At 52.8% G+C, this 13,019-nt stretch carries 20 protein-coding genes and 1 pseudogene; all 21 read right to left on the bottom strand.

Features of this window, described 5'->3' with window-relative positions; translation table 11 throughout:
- A pseudogene (locus FDX19_RS12805) lies at positions 1 to 442 on the bottom strand (phage tail protein); the annotation flags it as partial.
- Positions 442 to 1,122 (bottom strand): DUF2612 domain-containing protein, encoded by a 681-nt coding sequence (locus FDX19_RS12800; RefSeq protein ID WP_109017969.1) that lies wholly within the window; start codon positions 1,120 to 1,122, stop codon positions 442 to 444. The gene FDX19_RS12800 and the pseudogene FDX19_RS12805, both read right to left, overlap by 1 nt.
- Positions 1,119 to 2,318: a baseplate J/gp47 family protein gene (locus FDX19_RS12795; RefSeq protein ID WP_137383001.1), complete on the bottom strand. Its 1,200-nt coding sequence runs from the start codon at positions 2,316 to 2,318 to the stop codon at positions 1,119 to 1,121. The genes FDX19_RS12800 and FDX19_RS12795 overlap by 4 nt, the downstream gene beginning before the upstream one ends.
- A complete protein-coding gene (locus FDX19_RS12790) occupies positions 2,319 to 2,672 on the bottom strand; it encodes a hypothetical protein (protein ID WP_131341180.1) in 354 nt (117 codons plus the stop codon).
- Positions 2,672 to 3,424 carry a Gp138 family membrane-puncturing spike protein gene (locus FDX19_RS12785; protein WP_137383000.1) on the bottom strand — a complete coding sequence of 251 codons (753 nt, stop codon included), beginning with the start codon at positions 3,422 to 3,424 and terminating at the stop codon, positions 2,672 to 2,674. Before FDX19_RS12785 ends, FDX19_RS12790 begins: the two co-directional genes overlap by 1 nt.
- A gap of 48 nt (positions 3,425 to 3,472) precedes the next feature.
- Positions 3,473 to 3,658, bottom strand: coding sequence for a hypothetical protein (locus FDX19_RS12780; RefSeq protein WP_137382999.1), 186 nt, complete (start codon positions 3,656 to 3,658; stop codon positions 3,473 to 3,475).
- A gap of 11 nt (positions 3,659 to 3,669) precedes the next feature.
- A complete protein-coding gene (locus FDX19_RS12775) occupies positions 3,670 to 4,230 on the bottom strand; it encodes a hypothetical protein (RefSeq protein ID WP_137382998.1) in 561 nt (186 codons plus the stop codon).
- Positions 4,230 to 4,574, bottom strand: a complete 345-nt coding sequence (locus tag FDX19_RS12770; protein WP_137382997.1) for a hypothetical protein — start codon at positions 4,572 to 4,574, stop codon at positions 4,230 to 4,232. Before FDX19_RS12770 ends, FDX19_RS12775 begins: the two co-directional genes overlap by 1 nt.
- A gap of 2 nt (positions 4,575 to 4,576) precedes the next feature.
- A complete protein-coding gene (locus tag FDX19_RS12765; protein WP_137382996.1) occupies positions 4,577 to 5,641 on the bottom strand; it encodes a hypothetical protein in 1,065 nt (354 codons plus the stop codon).
- 2 nt (positions 5,642 to 5,643) lie between these two features.
- Entirely contained in the window at positions 5,644 to 5,946 is a 303-nt protein-coding gene (locus FDX19_RS12760) for a hypothetical protein (RefSeq protein ID WP_137382995.1), read from the bottom strand.
- Positions 5,946 to 6,521 (bottom strand): phage baseplate protein, encoded by a 576-nt coding sequence (locus FDX19_RS12755; RefSeq protein WP_137382994.1) that lies wholly within the window; start codon positions 6,519 to 6,521, stop codon positions 5,946 to 5,948. Before FDX19_RS12755 ends, FDX19_RS12760 begins: the two co-directional genes overlap by 1 nt.
- Positions 6,521 to 8,530, bottom strand: coding sequence for a transglycosylase SLT domain-containing protein (locus tag FDX19_RS12750; RefSeq protein ID WP_137382993.1), 2,010 nt, complete (start codon positions 8,528 to 8,530; stop codon positions 6,521 to 6,523). Before FDX19_RS12750 ends, FDX19_RS12755 begins: the two co-directional genes overlap by 1 nt.
- Positions 8,520 to 8,696, bottom strand: coding sequence for a hypothetical protein (locus tag FDX19_RS25470; RefSeq protein WP_024131618.1), 177 nt, complete (start codon positions 8,694 to 8,696; stop codon positions 8,520 to 8,522). Before FDX19_RS25470 ends, FDX19_RS12750 begins: the two co-directional genes overlap by 11 nt.
- Positions 8,697 to 8,707: 11 nt before the next feature.
- Positions 8,708 to 9,160 (bottom strand): phage tail assembly chaperone, encoded by a 453-nt coding sequence (locus tag FDX19_RS12740; RefSeq protein ID WP_137382992.1) that lies wholly within the window; start codon positions 9,158 to 9,160, stop codon positions 8,708 to 8,710.
- A 3-nt stretch (positions 9,161 to 9,163) separates the two neighbouring features.
- Entirely contained in the window at positions 9,164 to 9,604 is a 441-nt protein-coding gene (locus FDX19_RS12735) for a DUF3277 family protein (RefSeq protein ID WP_000257260.1), read from the bottom strand.
- Positions 9,605 to 9,615: 11 nt separating this feature from the next.
- Positions 9,616 to 10,761, bottom strand: a complete 1,146-nt coding sequence (locus tag FDX19_RS12730) for a DUF3383 family protein (RefSeq protein WP_137382991.1) — start codon at positions 10,759 to 10,761, stop codon at positions 9,616 to 9,618.
- A 3-nt stretch (positions 10,762 to 10,764) separates the two neighbouring features.
- Positions 10,765 to 11,310 carry a hypothetical protein gene (locus tag FDX19_RS12725; RefSeq protein WP_137382990.1) on the bottom strand — a complete coding sequence of 182 codons (546 nt, stop codon included), beginning with the start codon at positions 11,308 to 11,310 and terminating at the stop codon, positions 10,765 to 10,767.
- Positions 11,303 to 11,707 (bottom strand): hypothetical protein, encoded by a 405-nt coding sequence (locus tag FDX19_RS12720; RefSeq protein WP_023344727.1) that lies wholly within the window; start codon positions 11,705 to 11,707, stop codon positions 11,303 to 11,305. The genes FDX19_RS12725 and FDX19_RS12720 overlap by 8 nt, the downstream gene beginning before the upstream one ends.
- Positions 11,707 to 12,213: a hypothetical protein gene (locus FDX19_RS12715; RefSeq protein WP_137382989.1), complete on the bottom strand. Its 507-nt coding sequence runs from the start codon at positions 12,211 to 12,213 to the stop codon at positions 11,707 to 11,709. The genes FDX19_RS12720 and FDX19_RS12715 overlap by 1 nt, the downstream gene beginning before the upstream one ends.
- Complete coding sequence (locus FDX19_RS12710; protein WP_060569224.1) at positions 12,210 to 12,620, bottom strand: DUF4054 domain-containing protein; 411 nt, start codon at positions 12,618 to 12,620, stop codon at positions 12,210 to 12,212. The genes FDX19_RS12715 and FDX19_RS12710 overlap by 4 nt, the downstream gene beginning before the upstream one ends.
- Entirely contained in the window at positions 12,592 to 13,002 is a 411-nt protein-coding gene (locus FDX19_RS12705; protein ID WP_137382988.1) for a hypothetical protein, read from the bottom strand. The genes FDX19_RS12710 and FDX19_RS12705 overlap by 29 nt, the downstream gene beginning before the upstream one ends.
- Between the last annotated feature and the right edge of the window lie 17 nt (positions 13,003 to 13,019).

The following is a 13,019-nucleotide window of genomic DNA, read 5'->3' as shown; positions in this document are numbered from 1 at the left end:
CTCCCAAACCAAGGTATGTGAGAATGTCAGCAATAGTATTTTTCCCGATAATGTCACGACCTACAGAAGTTAAATCAGTCTGCGCTGCTGTATCATTTCCAGTGAAATACGGGAGTTTATTTGCACCGGTTGCGAGCCCGGCCAATGCCGTCAGTGTGGCGTCAAGCGCCTGGAAATCCTTCCCAAAAGCGGTTCCCATTTTGGAGATAAACCCGTTCAGGTCACCATCATCAAGCACATCCTGACCACTTTTGTTGGCAGTGTACTGTGCCAGTGCAGCCGCAATAAAACTGGCCTGGCGAAGTGCTTTATTTACCTGGGCGCTTGACGCTTTGCCAGCCGTAAAGCCAGAAAGAAGAGCCGGAAGCGCTTCCCAGTCAGCTTGTGCCGTCACGTTAGCATTTGCAGCTGTCGCGAACGGTTTGAAATCATTAGTTGCCATCAGAGTAAAGTCCCCCATGCTCCAACATCGAACCCGCCGATGTATTCGTTATCCATATCAAACCCAAAGAATTTAGAACCTTCTGACGGTGTTTCTACCGCCGGAGTTTCAACATCACCGGCCCAAACGCCAGCAGCTTTAACGGTGAGATAGCCCTGTTTGATAGCGGCAATCAGTTCAAGAGACACATCAGAAATATCAGTCTCGGGGAATACCCAAACCGATATCGTCATGTCCTGGTTGTCGACAATTTGCATCCTCAGGCCTGAGCCTGCAGTCGCAGCGTCAAGGATGGGAGGCAGAGAGTCGTTCCGACCGTCCCAGTTGTTGATAGCGATTTTCGCTTTCAGAATGATGCGGTACGTCTCATCGCTTAGCGTCGTATAGCCAGAATCAGGATCATATGGCCCTTGCCAGATACCCTGGTCATACCCAAGCCCGTCAGTGTCCCAACTGAAATAAACTCCGCTAATTGGCTGGCTGACTATGCGACTGCGTCCGATCCACAGACCGAGAATATCCAGCTGTACACCGACCGCTGTATCAACATCAAAAGCGCTCACCAGTCCCCTGGTGGCCGCCGTGATATCAATCAATGGACGTGTGCTCAGGTCCACGTGATCAAAGAACCTGGGCTTAGTGGCGTGATAGTTGGTGATTAAGTCCGTGTACTTGCTCATGACGTCACCGTTAGAGCAATGTTTTCAGACTTACAGGATGCTGACTCGTTGTATGCAATGTTGATATTTGCCGCCGCTACAGTTTCGGCTGATTTGCCAATTAGCAGCTCCTGAATATCGTAATAACGAGCACTGCCACCACTGACCACGCCCAGGTTTGCCGGGGAGTAAATGCGACTCAGCAGAACCGAATCACCGATCGTCAGCCCATTGATGTAATCCGATACTGCCTGTTGAATCTGCACACCAATTTGCGACGTGTAACCAGCAAAGGCTTTCAGCGTGATATGCCCATAAATTGGGACATCAGTAGAACGCGAGAAGCTGATCACGTGTGGGTTACCGTAGGTGTCAGGTACCGTGACAGAGGTTGTCCCATAAGTCGCAGTTCCCTGCCCTTTGTTTCCACGGATTGTCTGGGCTATCTCGGTAACATCACCTCCATCGACGATGGCGGAAATGGAGTGTGGCGGCAGTCCGTTACTGTCGGTTGCGCCAGTATCGTTCTCGTAGAGTTTGTGACGTGTAACGCCAGCGACGTTGGCTATCGCACCGTCGACACCCTCAAACGGTGTGATGGACGGTAGCGCGACGCTCTGCCCCTGTCTGATGCGCAACTCTGCGTCTGTTTCTGCTGGTGCGCCTACGGTGGCCGCTGTTGGGTTTGTTACCGATGTCCAGCCACGGGTTGGCGAGTTGATGATAGTGATGGTCCCTGTCAGCGCGGCTACAGCTCCACTGTTTGAGCAGGTAGCAGTTACCGTAACTGTGCCATCAACGCCAATAACTACCGAGGCAGGAAGACGCCAGATCACGTTATTGGTGTCTTTTACGGTGCCATTAGTGATGGTTGTCCCTGCGGTACCGGTCAGTACAAGATCCACGGTAGAGTTCGTCTCCCCTTTGCGCGCGATACCGTTAATTTTTACGTTACTGGTCAGCGCTGCGCCGTACCCGGTAGCAGGTGAAAAGCAGTTATAGACGGAAATAGCTGTGTTATTGGCATCGTGAATAGCCAGCGCCACCAGCGCCACCATCTGGCCGTCTTTGCTGTCTGGCTCCAGATAAGCATCTCTGCCATAAATCTGCTGGAAATAGCTCGTCAGGGTATCGAGTATCGTCTGGTAATCAGGCGCACTGATCCCCTCAGCGGTTACCGTTGCCGATAAGCCGAGTGTGTCCAAATTGAGGGCCATTTATGCCTCGCTGGTTACTGTCGTTGTTCCGTAGATAGTGTCGATTTCAGCGAAGAACTGGACGCGGCGCGTCGTAGTGTTCACTGTCGTATTGAAAGAAAGGATGGATTTAACGCCCCGCGTTTCGAGGATGTGCTTACGGATCGCCAGATTGTAGGTTTCCGGCTTCTGCTTACCCAGTACGGACTGAATCCACGGTGTCCCCTCTGTTGTGTCGAGAAACCATTGCCCGTACCACAATTCGAATCGCGTTTTCACGGCCTGCGCCACGGCCTCAGGTGAGTTAATCAGCCAGGTATCATCGCCACTGCCAAAGGTGTAATCACCATCGGCATCTTCGCGTCGGTATCGCATCAGTTCACCTCATTCGTATCATCGTTGCCGTGCTGTACACCACCGTGAGTGTGTTTATCGTCGATAGATTTACCGTTTGCTTTGACAGTACCGATAAACTCGACGGCGCCAGTAATTTTGGATGCGACGCCTGAGACAACAGAACCCACCATGCCACACATCCAGGACAGGAGCCCGTGAATAGTGACTTTCTCCGAGAAGTCGGCCTGCGGGGTAACCACCTCCACGCCCCCCGGCGCCACAATTTTAATTTTCTGCGTATCCGGATTAAGGTCGATATACGTACTTCCATCAACACTTCGAAGCTGCGCCGACGTGGTGCTGACATTCTTAATTTTGTTGGGCTGAGATATTTGGCCCACAGAGCAGGTGGCGTCGGACAGGTCATGTATGCGGTCATCGACAGGTTCCTGTACTCCGCCGTTTTGCCAGAAGAAATCAATACAGCGGTCCTGAAACTTAAGTTCGCACTCATCGCCAGGGCTCACCGGCAACGTTAAAGTAACTCCCCCGGCCGTTGGGAATACCACAGGAACATCCACCAGCAGCGGGTAAGGTTTTGTCACCCGGTTACCGTCGTTATCGATTTCAACGTAACGGATAGCAGGCTGCACAGTAGCCGTAACCGCATCAGGATCGAATGACTGAATAATGCCAGGCAAGGCGACACGGATCTGGTTCTTTGTGGTTTCCCGCTCAGATTTGAATGTTTCGGCAAGGTCGCCGCTGCGGGTCTGGTCAGATACTGCCATTTTGTAGGCTCCAGAAAGCAAAAAACCCGCCTAGTGGCGGGTTCGTTATCATTTACCTTTTTTACTAAGTGGTGGCTGGTAGCTTTCTGTAACTACCTTGCTCCCCGGAACAGGAATAGAACTATCGTATCTAATTGGCTCTGAAGGTGTATATACCTGATGAGACTTTTTGTCTTCTATTGTTGGTGGATTATTTACTATTTGTTTTACACTGCCCTTAGTATTTTCTGCCATGCGTAGCCTCACTAATTAAGTTTAATTATCACAACAAGGATTAAGAAAAAAACAAACGACCAAGCACTATAGAGCATAGATTCGAAACAAAAATTAATGATTTTCGATTTTTCTATATGTTTTTTATCTACCACATCTGTCAGCCTAGAATATTCTTTTGCATAGGCTGACAAAGAATTGTAAATTTTATTACCCATGTAAAATCTTTCCATTTCTGTTGCATCTGATGATGGACATTCTAAGTCCTGTAATTGCATGGCACTAAAAGCGAACCCCCATGAAATAAAACATGTGGAAATAAACACAATAAGAAAAAACCAACAAAAAGCATGCAGAGGAGTGTAGTGCTCGGGAAATATATCTTTCCACCAATATCTAACCACAAGAAGTGCAACCGTAATCACAATGCTAAGAGAACCAAATGTCTTTAATGCTTTATCCTCAAGTCGACGAATCCTTTCGACCGAAGATTCATATTGTTCTTTTTGGTGTTTGATTAATAGCTCTGCTTTCTCAGTCAACTCATCTTCTTGATCCTTGATGAGTTGAGACTTTCCTTCCATATTGCTCATTAGTTAATTTTCCTGCAAGGAAAGGAACCTATGATTCTCGGCGCGTCCATACTGTTCTGCAGAAGTTGGACGTTCAGGAAGCGCGTTTCAGCACCAGGGCGATGGATATACTCAAACCCATAGTTGTTTCCATCTTTAGCAGGCATCAGTCCCATTTTGATCTGCATGCCAGTACCATCTTTACCCAACATTTTAACTTTTTGGGACGTGACGGTTTCGCCATTGATTTTAAACAATGAATCAGGAATAGCGTCCATACGAAAGTTGCCACATTGCATCGTTATGGTGTTTGCACTTGCGGCAACAGACGCTAACGCCAGCAATGAAAATATCCATCGTTTCATTTCTATAATCCTCTCTGCAATGCAGCGCTGGATGGCATATCCTGCGCGCCACGCGCTTCGCACATCATATCCATGTACCACGCCTGACCCCTTGTATCGCCAGTGTACATAATCCCGCGCACAATATAAACGCCATCCGTAGCAATGCTGGCAGGCTGTGCCGTGGTACCGCTGAGCGTGATATTGCCGCCCGTGTTCTGGTCGGTGATCTGCCCACCAGCCATCGCGATATCGTTGTTCGACAGCGCGGTGCGGTACACGGAAGCCTGATCCAGTTGAATGAGCCCGTTAACCCGGATGTTCGGATTAATCAGCGCACGGACGTTTACGCCGTTACCGATAGTCTGCTGCGGCATGCCGATAAGCCCGGTGGCACTGTTGAGTACAATCGCGTCGTGAACATATTCGTTATTCGCCACCATTTGGCGTTGACCGTCCACGAACTGCCATGTTGCGCCACATTGTCCGGCCACGTTATCCATAAGATGCCGAGTCATACCAAACAGCACCCGCCCTCGAGGGAATACGGTAGCAGGCATTTCAGGCGTCAGGCCTTCGGTCGCGCCTTTGGCCTCGAAGTCTTTCATCAGCGCACGGTTCACGTCTGCTACCGTGTAACCGGCTGCCAGCGTCTGCGAGGTTATGCTGGTGGCAAATGCCAGATCCGTATCGGCTGCCTGAATCAGGACATAGGAATCAATAGGGCTGTCTTTTCCTGTGACCGAGTAGCGAATTTCGCCGCTGAAAATCAGCCCGTAGTTGCGGCCATCACTCTGCCCCACATCCGCCGCGTCGACTTCCCGTACCTTTCCAACATCGCTTGCCGATACCTCTGGCGCAATACCGTCGTAACCCGCAATCAGCCGCACCTTAGAAAACTCCTGTCCGGTGATGCGATTGACCGTATCAGCTGACAGGTTATAGATTTTGAACGTTCCCACGCGTGACGCGCTGCTGATGTTGAACCAGTCGATCGTAAAGGTCACTTTAAAATCACTGAGCTCAATACCCTGCCCGTTCTCGTCCACGAGCTGCAGCTCGAAATGTCTCATCCAGTTTTGTGACATGCTTACTCCGTTGATACCAGTAAATGACTGCGGCCGCCCAGGTCGGTTTTCGTCGGATAATCCTGTGTGGTGTCATCGCAGACCAACACCAGCTTAAAACCAAGCCCCATATAGGCGTACTGCGCCAGCAGGTCAGCACCCGTGACGAGAGGAATACCGGAGATTACTGGCTCCCCTCTGTCGTTCCGCAGGTCCATAATCCAGTACAGATCGCGCCATAAGATGCTAATCCGCCATGTGACACCGCCTAGGACGATGCTGAACTGCTGGTTATCCGCTGTAAGCGGTATTTCCTGAATCGCCATTAACCAAGCCCCAGTAAAGCCGCACCACTTTGCAATAAAGAGGTATTTGGCGGTTTTGTGGTTTTATTGCCAGTATTCAGCACCGCCGACGTGCTGGCCCCGTCTTTCATGTTGGTTTTATCCGCAACGGTGATTTGCTGAGTCTGCGAGATAATGACTTCCCTCAGAGTGAGAACGGCAGACAGGACATTTTCGGTCGTCTTGTCGGTTGTTACTTCCAGCGCGCGGATCAGCATGTTGCTGTACAGCCGCTTACCTGTTACGACATCGAAAGGAATGCGACTTGCCTGCAGGTCGAGTATTTCCTGATATGTCTGCTGCGGACTCAGGCCGAGTAAGCTGGTAGCCGTCAGGTTACTGGCGAAATCCAGCAATGATCCGCCACCAGAGAAACCGACCTCCATCACTACTTCAGACGGCTTTTTATAGGCATGGTCTGCGATGGCGGCCCCGACCTCGACCGGGTGCTCTGTTATCTCCAGCGTGTCGCTGTGCTTCTCAGAAACTACCACGCTGGGGACAATAACCCCTATTTTCCGGCTCTGCTGTTGAAAGAGCGTAGAGAGAATATCCATTAGCCCACCTTCGTTTGATTACCACGCATAACCTGAGCGTTCGCAGACTGCTGCCGACGTTCGACCTCAGTACCAACAGAACGCGGATCACCTCCACCGTAGATGTAATAATTGTTCTTCTGATCAACCTTTACACCGTTCCCAGGCATGTTGCTTAGCACCTTCGGAATATAGTTGCGGGTTTCCTGGGGCATCAGGGCCATTCCGTGTTTCTGCACGTTTCCGATCCCCCAGTTGTAAGACGCCAGCGCTTTGCTCAGGTCGCCCCCATTAGCCTGTAGTAGCTGTGAGAGATATTTTGCAGCTGCCCGTGCGGCCTTTTCCGGATCGAAAACATCATTCCCTCGCAACCCCATATCACGCGCCGTGCCGTCCATGAACTGAAATAGTCCCTTAGCGCCAGCACCTGAAACAGCGAACTGATTTCCGCCTGATTCCGTGATGGCCACACTGCGCAGCAAACCTTCCGGAAGTCGGTATAGCTGTTCCAGATTGGTAAGCATCGGCTGCATCCAGCCAAGCAATTGGGAGCCCGCTTTTGTTGGCTGTGGTCGCTTAACAGATTGGCCGTACTGTTCCGGTTCATCATTACCAAACCAGCCGCGCACCGTTCGTCCCACGCTGCGAGGATCGAAGCCCCAGTGCTCATTAATCCAGTCGGCGGTACCGTTGGCGCTGTCAGTCACTACAGGCATTGCTGACGGTGAACCGCTTCCCTGATTAAGAAGCTGCTTTCCGATGCTGGCGGCATCAGCCCAGCGACCATCTTTGATGGCGTTAAGCAGGTCAGCGATCATGTTCAACATCTTGCTGAACTCGCCCATCTGGTCGATAAAGTTGCTGAAATCCCACTTCAGGGACCATGCTTTCGGGTCGATGTTGAGCAGCTTTGCCAGTGCTTTCGCCAGGTCGTTAACGGTCGCTTTCAGGTCACGAACCATCTTTAGCGCGGCGTCGACTTCAGGTTTCCATTTCCCCCAGTCAATCAGGCTCTGACCGCCTTCCTTCCAAGTCTTGTAATCCTCCCACAACAGAGCAATACCCGCCGCCAGCGCGGTAATCAGGCCAATCGGCGACATCCAGAACGTACTGTTCAGAATACGCAGCGCTATCGTCAGTGCACCGAACAGCGAGATCAGCTCCCGCGTCTGCTTGTCCAGTGATTGCCACCAGGTGATAAGGTCCGATGTTCCTTCGATAAGTCGGAAGAACAACCGCCCGATAATATCCCCGAGTGCCAGAATACCTTTTATGGCTTTCGTCAGCGTTTGCTCAATGCGCGGGAAGTTATCCAGGATGTGGCGGCGCAGCGTGTCCAGCGAACCCGCAAGGCCACCAGCAAGATTAGAGCCGATTTTGTCACGGGCCATGCCAGCCATCGCGCCGAACTCGCGCAGAGAGGTCATGAATTTGTTGGAGCTTCTGGCCGCCTCATCAGCATTGAAACCGATAGCCTTCGCCATCGCGCTGTATTGTCCAGAGAAGCCACCCACACCACGGCGCATCGCCATGAGGGTATTTTCATCAATGCCCAGCATCTGCGCATACTGGTTAGCCCGGTAATACGGCATGCTGCTGAGCTTCTGACCGACACCCGTAAAAATGGCGGCCATATCGCGCATGTTCCCGCTGGCGTCTCTCGTCTGTACGCCCAGACGGTTCAGAAAACCTTCCGCACCGGGATTATTTCGTACAAACCGTGAGAGGCTTTCCAGTGAGCCGCGTGCTGCGTCCACGCTGCCGCCCATCTGAGAAACAGCGTAACCAATCGACTGAATGCCCTGAACGGTCGCACCAGTACGTTGTGACGCCCAGTAGAGGTTATCCAGACCAGAGGCAATTTTCGCCGTGTAGGCCACCACAGAAAGCGCGGCCCCCTCGACGGCCAGTCCCATTTTGATGGCGTTTGCGGTCGTACCTGCAAGGACTGAATCAAATTTAGCGGCGCCTGCCTCGTCGATATCGAAGCCGAGCGAGACCAGGAAATCTTTAATAGTCTCAGCGTTCATTATCCTCTCTCCATTTCTCAATACGGCGCTGGTTGTCTGCCTTAACGGCCAGGTGGTCATTCATCAGCGCGATATCGCACAGATCGACTGATCCATCCTTCAGCGCGTAATAAGGGATTAACCCGGCGTCAACCGGGTCAAGGAGATAAGACAGCCCGTCAGGCAGCCTGTTGAGGGTTAACCCTGAGGCTGGCCCGGCGTCGCGCTGGTAGGGCTCACGGGCAAAAAATTTCCCAGTGAATCGGCGACCACCCGCGCCACCAGCTGCAGCATGGTCAACAGGTCGATATCGGCAAACATCAACTGTCCGCTGCTAAATACTGGCGTCCATCCGTCCATATGCTTACGTGAAACCACAGACAGACACGGATGAATAATCGCGTTGGTGTCTTCTTCGGTCAGGGAAGACAGTTCCTCAGCGATACGCGGGAGCAGGGTTTCAAACATCGGCTTCAGTTGATCGAATTTCACGGTGTCGATTTTGCCATCAGCAGGCAAAAGGGAGCGAATGCTCCCGAAATCTGACATCATGCCCGCCAGAACTGGCAGCAGTTTGCGCGTCACTTTCAACTGGTCAAAAACGCTGAGTTTTGCCACGCGGTAATCGTGGCCTTTGATTGAAAATTCCATCTGTTAAAACTCTCCGAGTACCTGGTCGATTTTGCCGCAGTCAAACACCCAGGGCATCGTATTACCGGCTTTAGCGTTGGCGTTATCCGGCTGTTTCTGGAATGCCACGCTGCGCGCCGTGATGATGTCTCCGCTTACCTTATTTCGGATCACAATGACGTTGTTTCCCCAGGTACCTGAGGACTGACTCTGTGCGTTATACGCCAGCGACAGCTTTTTGTTTGTCGGCGAGGTCTTCAGCAGGTTGACGGTTACAGTGCCGCTTTTATCCGCGTGCAGGCTGTGCATCACTTCGCCGTCAGCACCAATTGTCATAGTGTTTTTAGGACCGCCCATTGCAACGGTGATCCCCTCCTCTGAACTGGCGGAACCGTAGCCCAGATCAATCTCGCCGGTCGGGCCGGAGAGGGACGCCGTGACGTCCATAAAAGAATAAGTAGCCATTCATGTTCTCCTTAGCGAACGACGTTGATCTGAACATCAGCGAAATGAACCGCGCCAGCCAGCTTACAGGCCACCTGAATAACCGGTGCCTTACGTGCTTCACGGTCTGCCTGCGCCTGCTCGGAAATCGGCTGCGCGTAGACGTAATAGCCTTTTGTCAGCGTATCGCCGGAATCCAGTTGCCCGATTGGGCCGCCGTTCCATACGCCAGCAGCCACCAGCCCGTTCGTGACAGACTGATCCATTGATTTCTCAACATTGGAAAGAAGACGTGTAACACCCGCATCAGTCTGCGGGACTTTGGTTGTGCTGGTGTAGAGCAGGTTATAGAGGTTGGTCTGAACGTAGTTCTGCAGCCAGTCGAGCCCGTGGCGCTCATCGAAGAAATCGCCGCTGGACATGACGCCCTGCTGCAGAATTGCCGTATCGTTCTCGTAATACACGTAAACGTTACAGTTTTTGGCATCCAGCGCCTTAGCCTGGCTGAGATCCAGAGTCTCGTAGGTGATACCCGGTTCCTGCTTGAATTTCAGGGTAATGGTGGTGTTACTGCCGTTGAAATTCACCGTAAACGCACGGCCAAACGCAGACAGCGCAGCGTACTTGCTGCTGGTGGAATACTGCACAAACGTACGGCTGTATTTTGCCGCCTTCAGTTTATAAGCCAGGTCGGTAGTAGAGGTCGCGTTTACCGTCTGGGGATCTGCCGTGGTAATCGCCAGAATTCGGCTGAGACTGGAAGACTCGATCGCGGCGGCCACGCTCAGCCAGTCAGCGTCGTCGATATCGTCATCATCAGCAACGGCAAGGCCATACCAGCTCGTGTAATTCAGTACGGCGTTCACGGCCTGCAGCAGTGTTTCCGTTGAACCGCTCTCTGCAGATACCAGCGTTTTTGCCCAGCGGCCCACGTACACCTGCTGAGGCTTCGGCGACTGGGAGAAATACACGGTCGCGGCTTCATATTCTGGGCTATCCACGCCGAAATCAGAGCCGATATCTTCAGGGGATGAGTAGAGGCGAATACGCTCAGAAACCGGGATAACCGTCGAGCTCCCGAGAATGAGCAGTGAACCAAAGTTTCGACCAGTAGCCGCACGCGGCCCAATGATCACGTCGACATTCACGACGTTAGATACAGGTAATCCCTGCGGCATAATTTAGTCTCCGAAAAATGAGACGGGCGCATCTTGCAGCGTCCGGACGTTGTAGGTACGAATGTTTTTGCGGGACAGCGTAATGGTGAGGTCGTAGCGCCTCACCCACTGGTTATTAATGAGCTCTGGCAAGTTGTAGATAGTCCCGGTCTCCACCAGCGAAAGCCCCGAGCGATTCAGCTCGGCGTTGTTCTGCTCGACGAATATCCCCGCGCGGAAAGTTGATGCAGTGTTGGCCCCCAGAGGGCCATAGAAGCAGCAAATCACCGTTACCTGTTCCCATGTCCATTGCTCGGACTGTTCTTCCGAAACCTGAACATCGGACTGGCTTAACGGCTGGGGAACGGTAGTGATACCGAAGGCGCACCACGTCACCCCGTTGTTGGGGATCTGCGGCTGCGGGTCAGTCCATCGGGGGAAAACAAGCGCGGCCGGCAAGCCAGAAACGCCACGAATCCACCGGCTGATCTCACGCTCCAGCGCCTCGTCATACTGGGGGCTATCCCCGACAGGCGTCAGATAACCGCGCGCGGTGCTGTCATTACTCAACTGGCGTCCCTCCGTTAAAGTCCACCAGCTCACAATGCGCCTGGACGAATCCGGCGCCGTAACTGGTGTACGGATCGACAAATGTCACCCGGTAAGCGCGCCCGTTATAGCTCACGATATCGGCATCAAGTCGCGGGGCGCTGTCTGAACCGGGCTGACCCTGGGTTAATCTGAACTGCGTCACGATGAGGATCGCGCCGCTGATGTTCTGGCCTGCCGCCATTCGCCTGGCTTCCAGAGAACGGTCAACCGTCACCACGCCAGAGAATGGGATATCCTGAGCTGTGTTTTTCGTGAAATTGTCCTCATCCACCGTCTGAACTTGCCGGTGACACACCAGACTGGTGTCCATGAAGTCGGGATCGAGAAGAACATCGCTCACATCGAGAAGAGGCATTATTTTTTCCTCACGACGTAGTTAATTGAGCGCAACAGGTATCCGTGGGCATACAGCGGCTTTTCGCCGGGAATGTCCTCGGCCCTTCTGCGTTCGAGGGTTTTCTCAGAAAGTGGGTGCAACCGGTCACCAGCACCGATAACGGCTTTTGCAGCGTCACGGGCAATCTGTCCGGCGCTCTCCAGCTCACGCACTGCTGCTTCAGTCTGCCCCTCCAGCGCGGCGGTTGCCGCTGCCTTGAGGTGTGCAGTGGTTCGGGGTTTTGAATCCTCGATCCCCATATCCAGAAAAGGCCGCGGGGGAAGCGTGACCGTTGTACCGTCGATTTCCACCGTTGCGCCCGTCGAGTGGAGGTAGCCCAGTTCCGCGTTATTAATCGGAGAGCCATCCTCACGCCCTGCCTTGTCCTCAGGTATTCCCACCAGCACATCCATTCCGGATAACTGGCGGAGGGATTCCAAAACAGCCACGGCGTTATCAGCACGAACCGTTAACCCGCTTTTCATAGCAGTTGCCTGCCACCAGCGCCGAACATCGACCACCACCAGTAGAACTCGCGCCCGTAGGCGGTGCTGTTCCAGAAACCAGCATCCGGATTGATTACCCCGGACACGTCATAGCTCACTGAAACCTTATCCACGGACTTAGAGGACACGACACCTGCTGCGCCGTTGCTGTTCACACCACCAGCGGCAGCGGCGGCCAGCGTGCGGCCGCGCAGCTCCGTATAGTGAGCCGTGAATAGTTCAGCAAGGTAGACGAACTGATCGCCCTGCACGTCCTGATTCAGGAGCGAATCAGCCTGCCCCAGATAGAAATTCACTGAGGGGTCAGGGTAGCGGGTTTTATCGGCGAACTCGGGAAAGTCTGTGCGGAACTGATCGTTAGTCGGAAGCCTGCTGTTTTTTGGCATTTTTCGCGTCCCCGCCGGTGTTATCGGTTTTGTCCGTGCTGTCGGCAGGTTTACCGCCTGCTGGTGCCTGAGCGGCTGCCAGTTGCCCTTTCAGGTCTGTGTTTTCATTCCCCAGCGCGGTGATGGTTTTTTCATGCTCAGCCAGCTGCGCTTTCAGGGTGTTATTTTCTTCTACCAGGAGAACAAGGCTCGCGGAAAGGTCTTCATTGCTCTGCTCGTTCGCCAGATCGGCTTCGTCAATCGGGCGCGCATAGGCTTTAAAGGCCCAGTGGTCCTTAACTTCTTTCGGGAAAGAGGAACTGTCGTGGATGCCCTGAGACAGCTCAAATTTAGAACCGTCGGCAAAGCTGAGAGTCGCGCCACCGGAAACAACGTATTTCATGTTTTTGCTCCATAAAA

Origin of the sequence: Citrobacter sp. wls619 (assembly GCF_005281345.1) — a bacterium.
In the GTDB taxonomy this organism is placed as follows: Bacteria; Pseudomonadota; Gammaproteobacteria; order Enterobacterales; family Enterobacteriaceae; genus Citrobacter.
This window is presented reverse-complemented; position numbering and strand designations above follow the sequence as displayed.